Source organism: Pseudomonas paeninsulae (assembly GCF_035621475.1).
GTDB classification, from domain to species: Bacteria; Pseudomonadota; Gammaproteobacteria; order Pseudomonadales; family Pseudomonadaceae; genus Aquipseudomonas; species Aquipseudomonas paeninsulae.
Map to the genome: position 1 here is coordinate 2,785,740 of NZ_CP141799.1, position 20,074 is coordinate 2,805,813.

Annotated in this window: 15 protein-coding genes and 4 pseudogenes; 10 read left to right on the forward strand and 9 right to left on the reverse strand. The window is 55.8% G+C overall.

Going from position 1 to position 20,074, the window contains the following annotated elements; all coding sequences use genetic code 11:
* Window positions 1-16 precede the first annotated feature (16 nt).
* The 4 genes from sufB to VCJ09_RS12925 all read right to left on the reverse strand — a co-directional run bounded on the left by sufB (window position 17) and on the right by VCJ09_RS12925 (window position 4,178).
* The gene (sufB, locus tag VCJ09_RS12910) at window positions 17-1,453 is read right to left on the reverse strand and encodes a Fe-S cluster assembly protein SufB (RefSeq protein ID WP_079202148.1); all 1,437 of its coding nucleotides are present in this window, start codon (window positions 1,451-1,453) and stop codon (window positions 17-19) included.
* Window positions 1,454-1,576: 123 nt separating this feature from the next.
* On the reverse strand, window positions 1,577-2,071 hold the full coding sequence (locus VCJ09_RS12915) for an Rrf2 family transcriptional regulator (protein WP_324730594.1): 495 nt from the start codon (window positions 2,069-2,071) through the stop codon (window positions 1,577-1,579).
* A 393-nt stretch (window positions 2,072-2,464) separates the two neighbouring features.
* Window positions 2,465-2,602, reverse strand: a complete 138-nt coding sequence (locus VCJ09_RS12920; protein WP_324730595.1) for a hypothetical protein — start codon at window positions 2,600-2,602, stop codon at window positions 2,465-2,467.
* A 490-nt stretch (window positions 2,603-3,092) separates the two neighbouring features.
* Window positions 3,093-4,178, reverse strand: a complete 1,086-nt coding sequence (locus VCJ09_RS12925) for a dicarboxylate/amino acid:cation symporter (RefSeq protein WP_324730596.1) — start codon at window positions 4,176-4,178, stop codon at window positions 3,093-3,095.
* Between the two features lie 96 nt (window positions 4,179-4,274).
* On the opposite strand from VCJ09_RS12925, the gene istA reads away from it, so the two are divergent.
* The 6 genes and pseudogenes from istA to VCJ09_RS12955 all read left to right on the forward strand — a co-directional run bounded on the left by istA (window position 4,275) and on the right by VCJ09_RS12955 (window position 11,100).
* The gene (istA, locus tag VCJ09_RS12930; RefSeq protein WP_324730597.1) at window positions 4,275-5,789 is read left to right on the forward strand and encodes an IS21 family transposase; all 1,515 of its coding nucleotides are present in this window, start codon (window positions 4,275-4,277) and stop codon (window positions 5,787-5,789) included.
* Between the two features lie 20 nt (window positions 5,790-5,809).
* Window positions 5,810-6,415: pseudogene (istB, locus tag VCJ09_RS12935) on the forward strand (IS21-like element ISPre4 family helper ATPase IstB); the annotation flags it as partial.
* A 72-nt stretch (window positions 6,416-6,487) separates the two neighbouring features.
* Window positions 6,488-8,040, forward strand: a protein-coding gene (locus tag VCJ09_RS12940) for an IS3 family transposase (RefSeq protein WP_324730598.1) whose coding sequence is annotated in 2 segments (ribosomal slippage) — window positions 6,488-6,950 and window positions 6,950-8,040 — 1,554 coding nt in all. Because the reading frame shifts where the segments join, the coding sequence is not laid out codon by codon here.
* A 24-nt stretch (window positions 8,041-8,064) separates the two neighbouring features.
* Window positions 8,065-8,235 (forward strand): annotated as a pseudogene (locus VCJ09_RS12945) (ATP-binding protein); the annotation flags it as partial.
* Window positions 8,236-8,668: 433 nt separating this feature from the next.
* The gene (locus VCJ09_RS12950; RefSeq protein ID WP_324730599.1) at window positions 8,669-10,006 is read left to right on the forward strand and encodes a tyrosine-type recombinase/integrase; all 1,338 of its coding nucleotides are present in this window, start codon (window positions 8,669-8,671) and stop codon (window positions 10,004-10,006) included.
* A 59-nt stretch (window positions 10,007-10,065) separates the two neighbouring features.
* The gene (locus tag VCJ09_RS12955; protein WP_324730600.1) at window positions 10,066-11,100 is read left to right on the forward strand and encodes a hypothetical protein; all 1,035 of its coding nucleotides are present in this window, start codon (window positions 10,066-10,068) and stop codon (window positions 11,098-11,100) included.
* A 17-nt stretch (window positions 11,101-11,117) separates the two neighbouring features.
* Here VCJ09_RS12955 and VCJ09_RS12960 read toward each other — a convergent pair whose 3' ends face one another.
* From VCJ09_RS12960 to VCJ09_RS12970, 3 genes are all read right to left on the reverse strand, one after another.
* The gene (locus tag VCJ09_RS12960; protein ID WP_324730601.1) at window positions 11,118-12,248 is read right to left on the reverse strand and encodes a YagK/YfjJ domain-containing protein; all 1,131 of its coding nucleotides are present in this window, start codon (window positions 12,246-12,248) and stop codon (window positions 11,118-11,120) included.
* Between the two features lie 283 nt (window positions 12,249-12,531).
* Entirely contained in the window at window positions 12,532-14,010 is a 1,479-nt protein-coding gene (locus VCJ09_RS12965) for a YfjI family protein (protein ID WP_324730602.1), read from the reverse strand.
* Entirely contained in the window at window positions 14,010-14,348 is a 339-nt protein-coding gene (locus VCJ09_RS12970; RefSeq protein WP_324730603.1) for a helix-turn-helix transcriptional regulator, read from the reverse strand. The genes VCJ09_RS12965 and VCJ09_RS12970 overlap by 1 nt, the downstream gene beginning before the upstream one ends.
* A gap of 579 nt (window positions 14,349-14,927) precedes the next feature.
* Here VCJ09_RS12970 and tnpA point away from each other — a divergent pair.
* The 4 genes and pseudogenes from tnpA to VCJ09_RS12980 all read left to right on the forward strand — a co-directional run.
* Window positions 14,928-15,101, forward strand: a pseudogene (gene tnpA, locus VCJ09_RS24815) (IS66 family insertion sequence element accessory protein TnpA); the annotation flags it as partial.
* A 157-nt stretch (window positions 15,102-15,258) separates the two neighbouring features.
* A pseudogene (gene tnpB / locus VCJ09_RS24820) lies at window positions 15,259-15,539 on the forward strand (IS66 family insertion sequence element accessory protein TnpB).
* A 180-nt stretch (window positions 15,540-15,719) separates the two neighbouring features.
* Window positions 15,720-16,697 carry a LysR substrate-binding domain-containing protein gene (locus VCJ09_RS12975; protein ID WP_324730604.1) on the forward strand — a complete coding sequence of 326 codons (978 nt, stop codon included), beginning with the start codon at window positions 15,720-15,722 and terminating at the stop codon, window positions 16,695-16,697.
* Window positions 16,690-17,565, forward strand: a complete 876-nt coding sequence (locus VCJ09_RS12980) for a LysR substrate-binding domain-containing protein (RefSeq protein WP_324730605.1) — start codon at window positions 16,690-16,692, stop codon at window positions 17,563-17,565. Before VCJ09_RS12975 ends, VCJ09_RS12980 begins: the two co-directional genes overlap by 8 nt.
* Window positions 17,566-17,599: 34 nt before the next feature.
* Here the strand turns inward: VCJ09_RS12980 and VCJ09_RS12985 are convergent, their stop codons facing one another.
* Window positions 17,600-19,033, reverse strand: a complete 1,434-nt coding sequence (locus VCJ09_RS12985; RefSeq protein ID WP_324730606.1) for an NAD-dependent succinate-semialdehyde dehydrogenase — start codon at window positions 19,031-19,033, stop codon at window positions 17,600-17,602.
* Complete coding sequence (locus VCJ09_RS12990) at window positions 19,030-20,064, reverse strand: aldo/keto reductase (protein WP_324730607.1); 1,035 nt, start codon at window positions 20,062-20,064, stop codon at window positions 19,030-19,032. Before VCJ09_RS12990 ends, VCJ09_RS12985 begins: the two co-directional genes overlap by 4 nt.
* Window positions 20,065-20,074 lie beyond the last annotated feature (10 nt).

Consider the following 20,074-nt stretch of genomic DNA (forward strand, 5'->3'; position numbering starts at 1 on the left):
TTCTGAGGTGTTCAGGTCAACCCACTGAACCTTCGAGGCTGACTTCCAGCAACTTGCCTGCCTCGACCGCGAACTCCATCGGCAACTCCTTGAACACGTCGCGGCAAAAGCCGTTGACGATCATCGAAATGGCCTTCTCAGCGTCCAGTCCGCGCTGCTGACAGAGGAACATCTGGTCATCGCTGACCTTGGACGTGGTCGCTTCGTGCTCAACCACGGCCGTGGGGTTTTTACTTTCGATATAGGGAAAGGTGTGCGCGCCACAGCGATCGCCGATCAGCAGCGAATCGCACTGGGTGTAGTTGCGCGCCCCATCGGCCCCCGGATTGATCCGCACCAAGCCGCGATAGGCGCTGTTGCTGCGGCCCGCGGAAATCCCCTTGGCGATGATGGTAGAACGGGTGTTCTTGCCCAGGTGGATCATCTTGGTGCCGGTGTCAGCCTGCTGGAAATTATTGGTCAGGGCCACCGAGTAGAACTCGCCCACGCTGTTGTCACCCTTGAGGATGCAGCTGGGGTACTTCCAGGTGACCGCTGAACCGGTCTCCACCTGGGTCCAGGAAATCTTTGCGTTGGTGTGGCAAATGCCGCGTTTGGTCACGAAGTTGTAGATGCCGCCCTTGCCCTCGGCATTGCCCGGATACCAGTTCTGTACCGTCGAATATTTGATGGTCGCGTTATCCAGCGCGACCAGCTCGACCACCGCCGCGTGCAGCTGATTCTCATCGCGCATCGGCGCGGTACAACCTTCGAGGTAGCTGACGTGGGCGCCGTCCTCAGCAATGATCAGGGTCCGTTCGAACTGCCCGGTATTCATCTCGTTGATGCGAAAGTAGGTCGACAGCTCCATGGGGCAGCGCACGCCCTTGGGGATGTAGACAAAGGAGCCGTCGGAAAACACCGCAGAATTGAGCGCGGCGTAATAGTTGTCCTTTTGCGGCACCACACTGCCCAGGTACTTCTGGATCAGTTCAGGGCAGCGGTGTACGGCTTCGCTGATCGGGCAGAAAATCACCCCGGCTTCTTCCAGTTTGGCGCGGTAGGTGGTGACCACCGAAACCGAGTCAAACACCGCATCCACCGCTACCCCGGCGAGCATTTCTTGCTCATGCAGCGGAATGCCGAGTTTTTTGTAGGTGGCGATCAGCTCGGGATCAACTTCATCCAGGCTCTTGGGTTTGTCGGCCATGCTTTTCGGGGCGGAAAAGTAGGAAATGGCCTGGAAGTCGATTTCGGGGTAATGCACATGGGCCCAGGTTGGCTCGTCCATTTCCAGCCAAGCGCGGAACGCTTTCAGGCGCCAGTCCAGCATCCATTGTGGTTCGCCTTTTTTCGCCGAAATAAAACGCACGGTATCTTCATTCAGGCCAGGCGGCAGGGTGTCAGACGCGATATTGGAATGAAATCCAGCCGCGTAGTCCTGCTTGATAAGGCTTTTGACTTGCTCAGTCACGGTATCACCTCAGTCATGCAGCCAATCGGCGAAGGCCCTTGGCGGCAAAGTCAGTTCAGGCTTGCAGTCACACTGCCTTGTGCCGATGGCACCCGGTTGGCGTACTGCACGAATCAGGCGGCTCTAACGGCCGCTGCAAATAATGTGTTCCGGGCTTGCAGTTGACTGGCCAGGGGCGCAGTCGGACTCGTTCTGGCGCGTATGCACCCTTCTGATATCCTCGCGGCAGATCAGATCTGCCAGGCTGATATTGTTTAAAAACTGCTGCAGGCGTTCACTCAGGTCCGACCATAAGTGATGGGTAAGGCACACCTCACCCTGCTGGCAGTCGGCCCGGCCGAGGCAGCGCGTGGCATCCATGGAGTCATCCACCGCTTCGACGATCTGCTCCACGCTGATCTGTGCGGGACTGCTCGCCAAGCGGTAGCCGCCGCCGGGCCCGCGAACACTGGTCACCAGCTTGCAACGACGCAACTTGGCAAACAGTTGCTCCAGGTAGGAGACAGACACCCCCTGGCGCTGGGAAATTTGCGCAAGAGTGATGGGGCCTTGATCCTCATGAAAGGCTAGATCAAGCATCGCCGTTACCGCATAGCGGCCTTTAGTAGTCAGTCTCATTAACGGCTCCAAGCCGGCCGGACAGGTCTGTACCATGTAATAACCAAGTGTTTTAGTCAAGTATTATTCACTTGCCGGACTTTGTTCCTCGACGTCCTGGACGGCACGTAGCAGGGTCTTACGCCGTGAGCTGGCGGAGAACTTGATGGCCTTGCGGTGTTCATGGTGCTGTCCAGCGAGGTGTGCAGCAGCACATAGATACCGCGCAAGGCCGCATTGGCGCGCATTTCGCGGGTCAGTTGGTAGCCGTCCATCCCAGGCATTCCGATGTCCGAAACCACAATTTCGATGGCCTGGGGCGTGTCGGTCAGGCGCAGCAGTTCAGCCCGCGCCTCCTCGCCATTGCGCAGTGGCAGGCACGGCCGCGCAAGGTATTGAGCGTCTGGTGCAGGGCTACACTCGAGTCATCCACCACCAGCGCCCGCGCCGCTGCAGTTGGGCGAGCTGGTCGCCGGACAGTTCGGGCGCAGCCGGCAGGTAGGCGAGCGGCACCAGTCCATGAAAAGTGCGTTCGATATCGAGAATCTGCACCCGCCGGCAGTGCCCCGGCGATCAATGGGGTCAGAGTCTGAGGTTTCTCCAGTACAGTAGTGTGTTGCATCGACCGGTTGAATCCACAACCCACCGCTGCCTGTGACAACCGGCAGAAACGGCCCAGACTGTATAAAAACGCCGCCGCTGTTTTGAGGTCTGGGCGGCTACGTGAAATCTGCCCGCGTGTGGCTAATCAACAGACTCGGAATTTGCGTAGAGGCGCGATTTGCGTTCTGACTCTACCCCACAAGCCTGCTCAAAAAAGCTTTTACACTGCCTCGGCCAATAGCAAGCAGTCACACAAATGTTTCTACGAAATCCGGGGCGATTCACGAATCTCGATATAGCCATAGAGATATCAGCCTCTTTCAAGCTTGCATTGAGTGAAGACAAGTATGACGACCTGATTGATCTTCTGACAGAACTCGAAGCACTGGACAGTAGCCTGAAGCCCTGACTATCAGGGCTCTACTGTCAGGCCAACTACTTATTCAATGGCTTCGTCTTTTTCACTGCGACTGATAATCGCGGCTCCCACCAAGTCACCGGTTACATTCAAGGCGGTAGCCCCCATGCCAACCAGTGAGTCAATCGCTGCGAGCAGGGCAACCGTCTCGATCGGCAAACCTACTTGTGCGAACACGGTGGCGATCATGATAATCCCGGCCCCTGGCACACCTGCCGTACCTATCGTTGCCAGAGTTCCAACGATTACGATTTGTACCATCTGCATCAGATCCAGCGGTGCACCGATCACGTTGGCTGCAAAGACGGCCGATATCGCTATCCTGATTGCCGCCCCATCCATGTTGATCGTAGCCCCCAGAGGCAGAATCAAGCTATACGCCCGGTGGGAGAGTCCCATGTTGCTGGCAGCATTCATGGTAATCGGCAATGTACCGGAACTACTCTGAGTGGCGAAGGCGGTAACGATGGGGGTCCTCGCGTACCGAATGAAATTGCCGACCTTGACGCCCGATACAAGCATGGCCAAGCAATAAAGCCCCGCGTGCACGAACAAGGCGACATACAACACCAGCACCATGCCTGCCAATGATGTAATGGTGGCGGTCCCCTGCTCTGCAACAGTACCGGCCACGATAGCGAATATTCCGATAGGCAAGTAGTGCAGCACGCCGTGCATGATCAGCATGGTAGCTTCGTTGAGCCCCTCGACAACCTTGAGTACCTGTCTGGCAGCATCTCCATAAACCGGAGATTCGCGCAGCTTTAGCAGTGCAAGGCCGAAGGTCACGGCCGTAAATATGATGCCAAGCATGTTCATCTGAGCAAAGGCTGTAAACAGATTGTCCGGAACGATACTGAGAATGACCTGAACGATACTTGCCTGCTTCTTCACATCGACCATGGCCTCGCTAGCAATCTGCATACCGGTGCCCGGAGACAGCAGCGACGCTACGGCAATGCCCACAATCATGGCAATGGCTGTCGTCAGCAGATACCAGACAATGGTTTTCCTGCCCAGGCTGCGGATTCCACGGCCATCCGGCCACCTGTTCCATGAGCATCCGGCCACCGATTCCACGGTGATCCGGCCACCCGTTCCACGCACATCCGGCCACCGTTCAGGCAGGCAGCAACGCAGGATTAATTCACTACCATCGACCTCTTTTATCGAAGCGAAGAGGTCGTTGTGGAGCGGTTATCCATGCGTAAGATTCGAGAAGTACTGCGTCTCAAGTTTGAGGTTGGTCTATCTGCCCGCCAGATCGCTGTCAGCCTGCAAGTGGGGCGAGCCACCGTCGGTGACTACCTCAATCGTTTTGCTGCCAGCGGCCTGACTTGGCCCTCTGCTCTGACCGACGCCGAGTTGCAACGGAGTCTTTTTCCACCACTGCCCGCCGTCCCCAGTGAGCAGCGTCCTATGCCCGACTGGGCTTGGGCCCACGCCGAACTACGGCGCCCCGGCGTAACCCTGGCCCTGCTCTGGCAGGAGTATCGCCTCAGCCACCCGCAAGGCTTCCAGTACAGCTGGTTCTGCGAGCACTACCGCCTCTGGGCCGCCAAGGTCGATGTGGTCATGCGCCAGGAACATCGCGCAGGCGAAAAGCTGTTCGTCGACTACGCCGGCCAAACCGTGCCGGTCATCGACCGGCAGACTGGGGAAATCCGTCAGACCCAGATATTCGTCGCCGTCCTGGGCGCCTCCAGCTACACCTTTGCCGAGGCCACCTGGTCGCAGAAACTGCCCGACTGGCTGGGCTCGCACGCGCGCTGCTTCGCTTTTCTCGGTGGGACGTCGGAGATCCTGGTGCCGGACAATCTGCGCAGCGGCGTCACCAAGGCGCATCGCTACGAGCCGGACATCAACCCCAGTTACCGCGACTTGGCCGAGCACTACGGGGTCGCTGTATTGCCCGCTCGCTCGCGTAAGCCGAGGGATAAAGCCAAGGTCGAAGTCGGTGTGCAGGTGGTCGAGCGCTGGATCCTCGCCGCGCTGCGCAACCGCCAGTTCTTCTCGCTGGGCGAACTCAATACGGCGATCGGCGTGCTGCTCGAACGCCTCAACCAAAGGCCCTTCAAGAAGCTGCCCGGCTCACGCCGCTCAGCCTTCGAGGCCATTGACCGCCCCGCACTGCAACCGCTGCCGGAACATCCGTACGTCTACGCCGAATGGAAAAAGGTACGGGTGCACATCGACTACCACGTCGAAGTCGACGGGCATTACTACTCCGTACCGTATCAGTTGGTGAAGCACCAGCTTGAAGTGCGGTTGACCGCGCAGACCGTTGAATGCTTCCACGCCAACCAGCGTGTGGCCAGCCATCTGCGCTCGCCACATAAAGGCCGCCACACCACCCAAACCGAACACATGCCCAAGAGCCACCGCGAACACGCCGAATGGACGCCGCAAAGGCTGATCCACTGGGCAGAGCAGACCGGGCCGAACACTGCCGGCGTCATCGCCTACATCCTCGAACGCCGGATCCATCCGCAGCACGGCTTCCGCGCCTGCCTGGGCATCCTGCGGCTGGGCAAACACCACGGCGAAGAGCGGCTGGAAGCCGCTTGTCAGCGAGCGCTGGCGCTGGGCGCATGCAGTTACAAAAGCCTCGAATCGATCCTGCGCCAAGGCCTGGAGCGGCTACCGCTGGGCCAGCAGAACCTGCCGCTGTTGCCCGACGAACACAGCAACCTGCGTGGCCCCGGCTACTACCACTGACCTAAAAAAGGAGCACCAAAATGCTACCCAACCCGACTCTAGACAAGCTGCAAACCCTGCGCCTGCACGGCATGATCAAAGCCTTGAGCGAGCAGCACGCAACACCGGACATCAACGACCTCAGCTTCGATGAACGCCTGGGACTGATGGTCGACCGCGAGCTGACTGAGCGTGAAAACGCACGTCTAACGACTCGCCTCAAAGCAGCCCGACTGCGCCACAACGCCTGCCTGGAAGACATCGATTACCGCAGCCCGCGCGGCTTGGACAAATCCCTGATCCTGCAACTGGGCAGCGGCCAATGGCTACGCGACGGGCTGAACCTGATCATCGGCGGCCCCACTGGCGTGGGCAAAACCTGGCTCGCATGCGCGCTAGCACACAAGGCCTGCCGGGACGGCTACAGCGTGCGCTACCTGCGCCTGCCGCGCTTGATGGAAGAACTGGGCCTGGCCCACGGTGACGGCCGCTTCGCCAAACTGATGGCCGGTTATGCGAAGACCGATCTGCTGATCCTTGATGACTGGGGCCTGGCGCCGTTTACTGCGCCGCAACGACGCGACATGTTGGAACTGCTGGACGACCGCTACGGGCATCGCTCAACACTGGTAACCAGCCAGATGCCCCCGGTGTCAGGCTAGTTGTCGCCTGAGCTGATTTATCAAAACGATAGATCGGGGGCGTCAAAGAGAGCTGTAATGTCGAGCTATTCACCTGAGCGTAAAGCTGCCCTTATCCGTAAATTACTGCCGCCGCAAAACATGTCCGTGGCCGAGTTGTCGCGTCAAGAAGGTATCTCCCAAGCCACCCTGTATGCTTGGCGCACGAAGCTCAAAGCGGGAGGCGCGGTAGTGCCCGGAGACAAGAAAAACGCCGATGACTGGCCGGCTGAAGCCAAGTTCGCAGCGGTATTGCACGCGGCCACCCTGAGCGAGATCGAGCTCAGCGAATACTGTCGTAGCAAGGGCTTGTACCCTGAACAACTCAACGCGTGGCGCCAAGCCTGCATCAGTGGCCAGCTGTCTGCCCAGGCACAGCGTCAGGCTGATCGAGAGCAGGCGCGCGCCGACAAGAAACGCATCGCCGAGTTGGAGCGTGAACTGCGACGCAAGGACAAGGCGTTGGCGGAAACCGCCGCCATCCTGGTGCTGCGAAAAAAGATGAATGCCTTCTGGGGAAACGACAGCGAGGACGTTTGACCTCTCTGCCAGAACGGCAACAACTCGTTGAACGCTTTAACCATGCCGTTGCTTCTGGTGCACGCAAGGCAATTGCCTGTGCAGAGATCGGGCTGTCGCTGCGCAGCCTGCAACGCTGGGCGCTGACACCTGTCATACAGGCCGATGTGCGTACGACCACACTACGTCCGCGACCGAGCAATGCCCTGAGTGCTGAGGAGCGCCGCACCATCCTGGATGCCTGCAACAGCCCGCCATTCGCCAGCTTGCCGCCGAGTCAGATCGTGCCAAGGCTGGCCGATCAAGGTCGCTACCTAGCCTCAGAAGCCACCTTTTACCGCGTGCTGAAAGCCGCTGATCAGCTGCACCAACGTGGCCGCAGCCATGCGCCGCACAAGCACGCCGCGCCGACCACGCACAGTGCGAGGAAGAGCAATCAGGTCTGGTCATGGGACATTACCTACCTGCAATCGCCGGTGCGCGGGCAGTATTACTACCTGTACTTGATCGAGGATATCTACAGCCGCAAGGCCGTGGGCTGGGAGGTTTACGAGCAAGAAAGCGGCGAGCGTGCGGCCGAACTGATGCAGCGTACCGTGCTCGGCGAGCGCTGCGCGGGCCAACCCTTGGTGCTGCACTCGGACAACGGCGCGCCGATGAAATCGGTGACGCTGCTGAGTAAGTTGTACGACCTGGGCATCACCCCATCGCGCGGACGACCGCGGGTGAGCAACGACAATCCCTACTCAGAGTCGCTGTTTAGAACCCTGAAATACTGCCCGCAATGGCCGCAGGATGGCTTTGCCGATTTGGACGCAGCACGCAGCTGGGTGCGCGATTTTATCCGCTGGTACAACCATGAGCACCGCCACAGCCGCATCCGCTTCGTGACCCCGGCACAGCGCCATCGTGGAGAGGATCAAGAAGTGCTAGCCAAGCGTCATGCGCTGTACCAGCAAGCCCGTCATAAACACCCGCATCGCTGGTCAGGTGCAACGCGAAATTGGCAACCTATCGGCGCCGTCACACTCAACCCGGAAAGGGAGCAGCCGGCACTGAAAATAGCAGCTTAAAAACACGGCTGACGCGACAACTACCTTGCAAAACGCCGGATGCCGGTGGACAAATGGCACGATCTGATCGGCGATCCGACCCTGGGCGATGCGATCCTCGACCGACTGGTACATAACGCTTACCGCATCGAACTGAAGGGCGAATCGATGCGTAGACGCACGACGAAATTGACGACATCGGGTACTTCAGACTAACAATGCAAATCTGCGTCGCTGCGCTCCGACTGCCTGGCCGGATGGCGTGGAATGCGCAAGCTAGCCCTGCTAAAAGCAAATTGGAACCACACATTCACTCGGTGGGGCAAAAAGTGGGGCCAAATTCAGCATTCAGTCAAAACTCCAGCCCATAAAAAAATCCAGTCACCGCTAAGTGACTGGATTTTCTAGGATTATATGGTCGGGACGGAGTGATTCGAACACTCTACCCCTAGCACCCCATAAAGGTAAAGCTACATCCAAGGCCATCCGTACGATTCCAAACAATAACCGCCAACCACTTGATTTTGTTGAAACAAAGTCATTCTATCGTCCAAAATGATCCGATAAAATCCTGCGATAGCCAATCTCAATTGGCAACCAATTGGCAACCAGCAGATCCTAATTGGCAACGGAGAACGAGGAGCAGACCATGGCGAAGATCACTGACAGGCAAATGACTGCCAAGCCAGGCATCAGCGACAAATGGCTCAGCGAGGTAGCCATTTGGGGGCACGGCAGCCTGGTCGCACGCATCACCCCCAGTGGCGAACGCCTGTTCTACTTCCGTTACTCTAAAAGCAGCGGCGAACGGGTTACCTACCCTATCGGCACCTACAGTCGCGATGGCCATGAAGGCACCATGACCTTGGCGGAAGCTGGGCAACGGGCCAAAGAACTAGCCGGGTTACACAAAACCGGCATCAAGGATCTTCGGGAACACTTTGAAGACGAGGAAACCGCTCGTATTGCAGCTCGGAATGCCGAGTTGGCAAGGTTGATCAATGAGAAAGCTGCCATTGATGCAGAGCAAGCTCGACAGGCTGCACGCAAGACTGTTGCCGACCTATTCGAGCACTGGGCTAAGGTTGACCTTATCAACCGCAAGGACAAGGGCGCAGAGGCTCGTCGGATGTTTGAAAAGGACGTTCTGCCCTTCTTGGGCGACTTGGCTGTCGCTGATGTGAAAAAGGGCCACATTACCGAGGTGACAGATACCCTCCTCGCTCGCGGTGTAAACCGTATGGCCAAGATGGTTTTTTCGCTTATGCGTCAAATGTTCCGCTTTGCTGTAGACCGTGACCTGATCGAACACGATCCCAGTGCCAGTATCCGCAAAGCCAAGATAGGTGGTAAAGACACTGAGCGCGACCGAGTACTGAGTGATGACGAAATCAAGCTGCTTGCTAAGAAAGCCCCTGATGCAGGGCTGCTAGTCACCACCGAAGCTGCAATCTGGATTGCCCTATCGACCTGCTGTCGAATTGGTGAGCTCCTGAGCGCCCGATGGGAGCATGTAGATCTGGAGCAAAACACTTGGCTGATTCCGGCCGAGAATAGCAAAAACGGCAAGCCACACAGCATTATCCTTTCAGATTTTGCCATTAGCCACTTCAAGCGCGTAAAGCAAAGTAATAGCCTGTCACCTTGGTGCTACCCGAACACCTACATAACTGACCATGTATGCCCTAAAACAGTAACTAAGCAGCTAGGTGATCGCCAGCGCCTTCCAGAACAAGGCTCCATGAGCCGACGTAGCGCCAAAGCCCAAGCACTCTTGCTTCCAGGCGGCAAGTGGACGCCTCATGATCTGCGGCGTACAGGCGCGACGATTATGACTGCACTTGGCGTGCTTCCTGAAGTGGCTGAACGCTGCCTCAACCACACAGAGGAAAACAAGGTAAAACGCATTTATCAGCGTCACAGCTATGCCAAAGAAATGGCGGAGGCTTGGGAAGTTCTCGGTAAGCATTTATCCAATCTGATATAAACAGCTACTCCAACCACCCTGAGAAAAACCAGCAGCGCTACACAAGGACACGATTAAAAATGAAAAACGCCGAGCTTGTTATATCAGTAACTGCACTTCTTGAGGAGCACAGCATCTCCGAAAGTGAACTAAAAGACAGCATCGAAAAATTTCAGATCCCCCTTCTATGCCGCTGCCCGAAAACAGTTGAAGTTCACGTATCAGGCTCGGCATTCGTCCCAAATGACGATACTCCCAGAACAGTAAATATTCCACGCAAACGGCATAAAGGCACTCCTTTCAACGCGGACCACGACTATCATTCAAAAGTAGACCTAGACATAATATTTCTTTCCATCAGCACCGCCGAATGGGAGAAAATCGCCAATTATGGCGAGACCGTAACATCCAATTTTACGCAATGTTTTTTTCACCAAAACGGAAATGGCCTTACTCAAGCCTCAGCACACTTTCTGCTAAAGTCCAGTTTAAAACCACTTAAAGGCATCATAGAAGACGCAGATCTCTTCACCACCTCAACAATCTCACCCCACGAGATAGAAAAGATATTAATTAGTAAAAACGACATATTTATAAAAACAGAGGACTCAAACAGAATTATAGAATCAGCAGCAGAGACCAACAAACACCACAAAGAAAACAAAAAACCAATATGGCAATCAGACAATCTTTTCGAATTAAACAAAGCCTCAGATATATTTATCTCCGAAACAAATATCACCTCAGAGAAGGAGCGAATGGAGCTTATCGGAAAAATAAAAAAATACTTAGAGGGGAAATTCGATTTTAAGGGAAAAGATTCACTCGAACAAGCTGCCTTCGCAATTTTACCCAACGAACACTACCACGCCGAAGTATCGAATAATAAACTTCCCATAAAGCTCTCAAAGCAATACCCAAAACACGCATCTACCGCACTCATACTTATCAATACAGCGGCAAAGAGCATCTGGAAAGATAGTCAAAAAACAGTTCAGAAAGCTCCAGCCAAAAGAGCAGAAATCATAACATTTCTACAAAATTCAGAGTGGGGGCTCACGGAGAAATTGATCAGCGCAGCAGCTACCATCATCAGCCTAAAGTCCAGAAAATAATAGGCCCCAAGACATGCCTAGATGGCCAAGTGAGGAGCTGCCTGAACAGTCCCCAGACCCCTGGGGCGCCCTCTTTTCACTGACTTCAGCTTAGGCATATTTCCCCTGAAAAATGATCTACCCCTTCCAGGGGAGAGACGCACCCAATAGTCCACCTTGGTCAGGTAGGACGCCACTCTATCTTTTAAGTTTCGGATGAGATCAGTGTCAAGGTGACCCACGACCCCTATGCCTCGGTGCCGGTACTTCCATTGCTGATTATTACAATTGAAATAGTGCCCTTTCCCCTTTGTTACGACGTTCTGCCAGTGCTCACCTAGCAGTTTAGCCAAGACAACATCCTTGCGATAAATCGCCCCATCATAAAAAGCCAAAAGGTGGAAATGGAAGCCCTTCCGATGGCCGTACTCCAATTTACAAGCAAAGCCTAGCAACCCCTTGATAGGGACACCTTTGTGCAAATCACGCTGCATCTTGGCCCAGTCATGCTTAACCTGTAGCAAGGACTCCTGCAGACTTTCCTTCTGACGAAACAAGCCTGACTCGTATGACAGATCCAAACGAATTACCACCAGCCTAGAGTGCCTTTCAAACAAGGCATCGATATAAGCGTCTAGACTCTTGGCTCGCTTGCTGGCCGCCTTAGAAAAGTTCCTTACAAGGCTCTTAAAGTCATGCCCCAAGGCCGCCCGTCTTATATCCGCAACAAGTCCGCTCAAAATCTCCACGGTCTTCAGAACCTCGCTTGAGTGAACCCTAGTTGCATTTGAGAACAACAAAGGGCTAGCGACCCTTCCAGCACAACTGAAAAGCAGATCCACATATGGATTCAGTTCATGAACAGGGAAACAGTACGTGAACTCACTTTGTCCATTACTTAAAACCTTGAGCAGACGCTTTCCAGTTGACGACGCCTTAAACGCGAGCTTACCGTCAGTTCGCTTAACCGCAGCGAACAACTGCTCATCACTGCCAATTATTTCAACCGCAAGCGGTTCAATTAATTTTAGTTGACCTAGCAAGCCATCCTCGACCGTGACCTCAAGGAACTGGCCTTCTTCCACATCACTAGTCACTCCATCATAACTTTCGTCTAGGCACATACCTATACCACCAACAATTAAAATAAAATGAATACTGAAAACCACACACTACTACCGTCATGAACATCACTCTCAAATACAATGAGTAACCGTGCATATTGACTATTCTAGCCATATGCACGATTCACCACATCTATCAAGATTACATGTTTAACAACACCTCCATCAGTAAACACATTTAAAGCAATACAACTAATTAAATAACACTCCATAATAGCCACACACCCAGCACACCCGCAGGCACACATAAACCTCAAGACACACAGGGTTATAAAACAAACAACGGGGAATATGGGGAAAATAAGTTAGTACTCAAGCAAACCTATAGTTATATGCTCCAAAAATTTGAACAGTTGGCCGCGTACGGATTTGGCGCTAAGTGAGGAGAAAGATCAATTAAAGTAACATTACTCCAATCTAATATTGAAATTACACGCTGACGACAGAGGAACTCCAAAGCTGAATCCAAGCGTTTTTTATCTCTTACCCTGTTAGGACCATACTGACGCACATGGTTTTTACGTACATATCGCCGACCTTTAGAAGCAACATTATTTAACCAGAATTGCAACTCATAGGAGTCAGACTCCACTTGCGGGGGCTCCATGAAAATCCTCATAAATTCATCTGAATACCATTTACATACACTGATAGCAGTTTCAAGCGTCTCTAGTGAGATATCGCCCTCAAACCCCTCAAAATAATGAAATAACGCAGCCACCCTAGCTATGTTGTCTGCCAGTTTTGATGCGTGGTCACCAGCCCCCTCAAACCATCCACCCGGAAGAATTTCTGCCTCGATGACGTTGTAAATCGACAACCACCGATCACCGGCTTCTGGCGTGAACTTAATCACTTTTTTTTCTCTAACGGGATCTAGCAACAAGCCTAGATTCTGCTTAAGCAGTTCTGTCAGGCGATCATTGTACTTATCACGATGCTCCCATGACTGAGTGCCGTTATTGATCACTCGAGAACCCTGCGTCGACATCGGGTGACATGCCAAGAATCGCGCCAACAACCCGGTTCCTCGAGCCTGCTCTCCACGCCTTGCCATATAGCCTTTAAGAGCGCTTTCTTGCACCATGATCGACACCGTCAGGCGGGCACCTTCAAGCTTAAAACTTTCGGTTGATTTACGATCGACAGTTATTGTGTCTCCACTCCAGATAGCATTCTGTTTTGGTAAATCGCCAAATGCTCGTGCACTTAAGACGGCATCTCCTTCACTGGACATCAATCCAGCTGTTGGTAAATTCTGGTGCAGTCCATGAAACAAGGCTTCAGACGTAGCATCCTCATAGAGGAGCTTGAACTCTTTAGGCCTTACCGGCTTAGCCATCTCATGCTCTAGCAACCGCAGTTCTTCTTCATCCGAAGCTAACCCCTTTTCAGCGTTTTTTGTCACACATCTTAAGGTTGCTTTTTTTTCTGATTCCCAGATGTCTTTTTTAACGATCCAAGCCTTGAATAGCCTCTGGTAATACACATATTGTTCTATCTGGTATTCATCAATTGGCTTCATAAAAATGTTATCCACCGTGGACTTCCGCTCCCCTGAGCCCGCAATAACGAGTAGCATCAGTGACGTGGGAACAACTTGACCGCTTGGTTTGCTGACATCTAGTAGCCCTTGCAAAACAACAGCAATACTTGCCAACGCCGCTGTCAAAATTAAGGGCCGAGGAGCCTGAATATTATTATGAACTTCGTCGACGACTGCGTTAAGCAACGGCAGTGGCAGGCAGCCGACAAATGGATGCGGCCAAGACCGTGAGATTGTCTGTTTATATGGATTATCACTCATTACGCAATCACCTCTGGGCCTTCGATCTCCCGTCGACCTGCTGACCGAGTGCCAGGCACGACGGCTTTAATTTTTCCACTTCTGGCTGATCTCACACACTGCTCCAGCCATGCATTTACTTCAGCTTCGATAAAACGTACCGCCGACCCGCTGCCAAGTCGGACTTGTGTTGGAAAGGTCGGATCGTAATGTGCTGAACCTGAATCAAGCTTGCTGTAGATGGTTGACCGCGACAGGCCCGTGCGTAGGATTACCTGCGCCAGCCTGAGCATGACCAAGGCGGGTTGGTTTTGAGGTGCCATCGTATTACTCCGTTCGGTGAGTGGATTTGTGCCCATCCTAGGAGTAGTTCGAACGAAAACTAAAGGCCGTGAGCGTAACGGTTGCTAACGGTTCAGCCCCCAAATCGGCTAGGCCACGCGCGCCGTGGCGCTGACGGGCGATGACACGATCTGAGCGTAACGGTAGCAATTCCTTTGAATTGGGGGGATCGTAACGACGAGAGAGCCCTCATCAAACAGACCTATCCACAGACAAGCCAAGCGACCAGCCCTGAATTCTTGAACAAACGTCCGGCCTGAGCTGCTATTTCCGCTATCAGTAGCGGAAATAGCAGCTTGACTGTGCCCCAGCTTCCGAATTTCACACTTGCCAGAGCAGCGATCATCGACTCCCCCATCCGCCAGCTGTGGCCCCATCGAGCATAGATGTTCCTGCCTCCCACATTGACCTCTTAGGGTCTGCTCCGGCGTTTCAACCCCCAGGTGATGATGGGCCCCAAGCCCAACCTCCCACTTGCGATCAAGGCCCGCGTGGATGACCGTGGCTACCGTAAGCGTCCAACCCGCCCATCGTTACCTTGAGCCCCCCTGGCCGGCATCCTCTGCATCTTTCAGCAGGGGATTCACATGAAAACGATGCGCGCGCGACGGGAGTTCTGGGTCGAGCATGTCCAGGCCTGGCCGGCCAGCCGGCTGACTCAGGTCGCTTACTGCCAGCAGCATGAGCTCAAGCCCAAGGCCCTCGCTTACTGGATCAGGCGCCACAAACAGGCCACCAGTCCACTGACCCTGGTGCCGCTGGCGGTGCAGGGGCCACAGTCAGCAGGGAGTTGCTGCTGCAACATGCCAGCGGCTGGCAGTTGGCATTGCCGGCTGGCGTCGATGCGGCCTGGATGGCCGGGTTGCTGCGGGGGATGGCTTGATACTGACGCCGGCACAGGTTTGGCTAGTGGTCGAACCGGTCGATATGCGCTTGGGGATCGACGAGCTTTCGGCACACATTCAGCAGGCACTCGGGCGCCCACCCTGCGATGGCACGGCCTATGCTTTCGTAATCGGCGCGGCTCGCGACTCAAGCTGTTGCATTGGGATGGCACCGGTGTCTGGTTGAGTCAGCGGCGCCTGCATCAAGGCCATAACGACCCAAACCCGACAGTCGGTCGTGACAGGCAGATATCGGCCAATAGCGGACAGTCAGTAGCTTCTGGCCGGAAACGCCTATCGCAGCAGACGGTACAAGTTCGCTAGTGGTCATTCGACGTGGACTCATCTTGAGCGAGGCCCCCTACGATTACCCCTGACAAAACGGCACCCGGGCATTAAGCCTAGGTGTCATCGTTTTTTCTGCTTCTCATGATCTAACAGAATCAGTGAAAATGATTCGCCGGCCTCCCTTTCTAATACCGTAAGAACAAGAAGGCTCCCAACTTGAAACGTCAGATGCCCGCACTAAATGCGCTGAAAGCCTTTGAGATCGCTGGCAGCACTGGGAGCTTCACTCGCGCAGCAGAGCAACTCAACGTCACACAAAGCGCTATTAGCCGACAAGTGCGTCAACTCGAAGCGCAGCTTGGCGAGCCGCTCCTCACCCGCCGTCACCATCACTTGGAACTGACTAATGCCGGCCGCCAACTACTACGGGCCCTACATCAGTCGTTTGACAAGATCGAACTGACCGTCCGCAGCATCCAACAGAAGAACCATATCAACCGCTTACGCCTCAATGCACCACCGACCTTCACAAGCCGCTGGCTTCTGCCGCGCCTCGGCCGCCTGCGCGAGCAGCATCCAGAGTTGGAGCTGAGCGTCACCACGCTCTTGCAGGACAGCCTCAGGGAATCCAGCACGCTGGACTGTGCGATTCGCTTCGGCAACGGTGAGTGGGACCAGCTCAACAGCTCGCTGCTCTTCCACGAGCAGCATATCGCCGTATGTGCTCCGACCCTACTCGCCAGTCTGCAGACCGGCGATGATACGCCCGACCTTGCTAGTCTTCCTTTACTGCACGTGCTGGCCAGCGAGGAGCGGCGTTTCCAGACTTGGCGCCATTGGCTGGATGCTGCGGGCATCACAGGCGTGGATACCCAGACCGGCTACGAGTTCGACCTGCTTGACCTGGCCATTCGCGCAGCAGTAGACGGCCTCGGTATCACTATTGCAGACCACCATATGGTCAACCGTGAACTGGCCTGCGGACAATTGACCCAGCTGCTCAATGTGCACGTCACCGGCCACCAGTCATACTGGTTGGTGACCCGCCCCGAACAGGCCGAGTCACCCCAGCTGCAAGTGTTCCGCGAATGGCTACAACAGGAGATATGGCTGGCGCAACGCAGCCTCGAGCCCTTAGCCCCCTCCATCGACCGTGGGCATGACGCCCTGAGCAGCCGAGGCCAAGATGCGTGAGCTACCGTCCCTGAATGCCCTGCGGGTCTTCGAAGAAGTCGCACATCACCACAGCTTCAGCCAGGCCGCCAAAGAGCTGAATGTGACTCAGGGTGCCGTCAGCCGGCAGATCAAGCAGCTCGAACTGTACCTCGGTGTGGCATTGTTCGTGCGCACGCCGCAGGGACTGAGCCTGACGCCCCAAGGCGCGGGGCTGGTGCCTCATCTGAGTGAAGCCTTCGAGCGGATGCAGCAGGCTCTGCAAGCCGTGCGAGTGCCCAACCTGCGCCAACGCCTGCGCATCCTCGCACCGCCCACCTACGCCACTCGCTGGCTAGCGCCGCGACTGAAGAGTTTCAACCAGCGCTACCCCGCCATCAGCCTGAGCATCAGCAGTGATGCAGGGCATGACAGTGCCAGCGAAACGGACTGCAGAATTCGTTTCGGTCTGCAGGCCGCCGCCGGCCAAGTCAGTCATCTGATGGTGCTGGAGCGACATATCGCGGTGGCCAGCCCAGAACTCTTCAATCAGGGCCTGCCACCCGCGCTCGACGGGTATCCACTGCTGCACATCATCCATGAAGGCAAGCACCTGCAGGTATGGGAGAACTGGCTGGAAGCGACCGGGCGCAATGACGTAGATCCAAGCCAGGGTCTGGAATTCAGCACTCTGGACCAGGTGATCCATACCACCCTGGCCGGAGGCGGGCTGGCGGTCATCGACCGGCAAATGATTGAGCGCGAGCTGGCAGCAGGGCAATTGCTGCCCATCAGCCCGGTGGAGGTGCTCGGCCCGTACGGCTATTGGCTGGACATCCCCCCCAGCAGCCAGGGCTTGTCCAAAGTCGAGTTGTTCAGCGACTGGCTGATGGTCCAAGTTGCGCCCTGAGGGGCTTCGGATGGAAACCCCTCAGAGCATGGGCTCAGAGTCCACCCATCAACAGGTATTTGATTTCCAGGTAGTCGTCCAGGCCGTACTTCGAACCCTCGCGCCCCAGGCCAGATTCCTTGATGCCACCGAATGGTGCTACTTCCGTGGAAATGATCCCTTCGTTGATCCCGACCATGCCGGCTTCCAGGCCCTCGGCCATGCGCCACACGCGGCCGATGTCGCGACTGTAGAAGTAGGCCGACAAACCGTACGGCGTGTCGTTGGCCCGTTGCAGCACTTCGGCCTCATCCTTGAAGCGGAAGCACGCGGCCACCGGCCCAAAGGTTTCGTCCTGAGCGATCAGCATGTCGCTGTTGGCTTCAGTGAGGATGGTCGGTTCGAAGAACGTCCCGCCCAGTGCGTGACGACGACCGCCGCACATCAGCTTGGCGCCCTTCTCTAATGCATCGCCCACATGCAGTTCGACCTTCGCCAACGCCGCCGCATTGATCAGCGGACCTTGCTCGGTTTCACCATCCAGGGCGCTGCCAACTCGCATGGCAGCAACTGCTTCGGCAAGTTTGCCGGTGAAGGCTTCGTAGACGCCGTCCTGAATGAAAAAACGATTTACGCAGACGCAGGTCTGCCCGGTGTTGCGGAACTTCGAGGCCATGGCGCCTTTGACCGCGGCATCCAGATCGGCGTCGTCGAAAACAATGAACGGCGCGTTGCCGCCCAGTTCCAGCGAGACCTTTTTCAAGGTGTCGGCGGCCTGACGCATCAGCAATTTACCGGTGCGGGTGGAGCCAGTGAACGACAGTTTGCGCACCACGCTGGAGGCTTGCAGCACCCCGCCAATTGCCACGGCGTCGCCGGAGACGATGTTGAACACACCGGCCGGAATGCCTGCCTGCTCCGCCAACACTGCTAGGGCGAAGGCTGACAACGGCGTCTCTTCCGAGGGCTTGAGAATCATCGTGCAACCGGCCGCCAGCGCGGGACCGACCTTGCGGGTGACCATGGCCAAGGGGAAGTTCCACGGGGTAATCGCGGCCACCACGCCGATGGCTTCCTTGGTTACGATGATCCGCGCGTCAGCCTTATGGCTCGGAATCACATCGCCATAGGCGCGCTTGGCCTCTTCGGCGAACCACTCGAGGAAGCTAGCGGCGTAAACCACCTCACCCATCGCTTCGGCCAACGGCTTGCCCTGCTCGCGGCTGAGCAGGGTCGCGAGGTCGCGCTGATTGCTCAGCATCAGCTCGCTCCAGCGCTTGAGTCGCTGGCTGCGCTCCTTGGCAGTCAGTTTGCGCCAGGCCGGCAAGGCGCGATTTGCTGCGTCTATGGCCAGGATGGTTTCTTCGGCGCCGGCCTTTTGCACCTCGACGATCAACTCGCCGTTGGCAGGGTTGAATACCGAGTATGTCGGACCACCGCTGGACCATTGGCCGTCGATGAAATTGCCATTACGGATCAACGCGCTCATGCCACAGCCTCAGTCAGATTGAAGCGCTCCAGACCCGGACGGGCCGAACGCAGGATACGCTTGCCGGCGGTGTAATCGTTGATCACATCGCATGGAGTGTAATTGCGCTCCAGTTCATGCAGCTCTTCAGCATCGAGCTTTGTTTCCAGCGCCGCCAAGGCACTGTCGAACTGCTCGGTGGTGTCGGCACCCACCAGCATGCAATCCACACCCGGATGGTTGGCAACCCACGCCTGGGCGATCTGCGCGTTGGACACGCCGCGGGCACGGGCCACACGCTGTACTGAATGAGCGACCTCGAACGAGGCTTCGTCGCTGTACATCTGCTGGGTGAAAAAATCGGTCTGGTTACGGGTCGACTGCACGTCACCGGTTAACAAACCGCGGGCCAGTGGACTAAACACCGACACGCCCAACCCCTGATCGCGGCAGAACGGAATCATCTCGCGCTCTTCTTCGCGGTAGGCGCAGTTTAGTTGCAACTGCATGTTGATCGGCTTGACCCAACCATTGCGCTCGCAGGCCATGAGGATCTTCGCCAGTTGTCCGGTGAGCATGGTAGACACGCCGATATAACGGGCCTTGCCGGAGCGCACGATATCGTTCATTGCGCTCATGGTTTCTTCAACCGGGGTGTTCACGTCGAAGTAATGCAGCATGAACACATCGACATAATCCATGTTCAGACGCTTCAGAGAGGCGTCGATGCTGTCCATGATGTGCTTACGTGAATGACCGCTGGCGTTGATCCCGGTGCGGGTGCCGTATCCGACCTTGGTGGTGATCACCAGGTCTTCGCGACGAGCCAGACGCTTGACGATGCGCCCCACCACCTCCTCACCGACACCGGCGGAGTAGAAATCCGCGAGGTCAATGAAGTTCACGCCGTTGTCCAGCGCATGCTTGACGATCGGCTCGCTCTTTTTCTCATCGAAGATCCACGGCTTCCAGTCCGGGGTGCCCATGTTCATGGTGCCCAGGCACAGGCGGGAGACTTGCAGGCCAGAGTTGCCCAAACGAATGTATTGCATGGCGCGGACC

What these genes read in the sequence shown, in the direction of transcription:
- VCJ09_RS12915 (WP_324730594.1), bottom strand. Translation starts at nt 2,071, where the DNA reads ATGAGACTGACTACTAAAGGCCGCTATGCGGTAACGGCGATGCTTGAT.
- istA (WP_324730597.1), top strand. Translation starts at nt 4,275, where the DNA reads ATGCGTAAGATTCGAGAAGTACTGCGTCTCAAGTTTGAGGTTGGTCTA.
- VCJ09_RS12950 (WP_324730599.1), top strand. Translation starts at nt 8,669, where the DNA reads ATGGCGAAGATCACTGACAGGCAAATGACTGCCAAGCCAGGCATCAGC.
- VCJ09_RS12955 (WP_324730600.1), top strand. Translation starts at nt 10,066, where the DNA reads ATGAAAAACGCCGAGCTTGTTATATCAGTAACTGCACTTCTTGAGGAG.
- VCJ09_RS12965 (WP_324730602.1), bottom strand. Translation starts at nt 14,010, where the DNA reads ATGAGTGATAATCCATATAAACAGACAATCTCACGGTCTTGGCCGCAT.
- VCJ09_RS12970 (WP_324730603.1), bottom strand. Translation starts at nt 14,348, where the DNA reads ATGGGCACAAATCCACTCACCGAACGGAGTAATACGATGGCACCTCAA.
- VCJ09_RS12980 (WP_324730605.1), top strand. Translation starts at nt 16,690, where the DNA reads ATGCGTGAGCTACCGTCCCTGAATGCCCTGCGGGTCTTCGAAGAAGTC.
- VCJ09_RS12985 (WP_324730606.1), bottom strand. Translation starts at nt 19,033, where the DNA reads ATGAGCGCGTTGATCCGTAATGGCAATTTCATCGACGGCCAATGGTCC.
- VCJ09_RS12990 (WP_324730607.1), bottom strand. Translation starts at nt 20,064, where the DNA reads ATGCAATACATTCGTTTGGGCAACTCTGGCCTGCAAGTCTCCCGCCTG.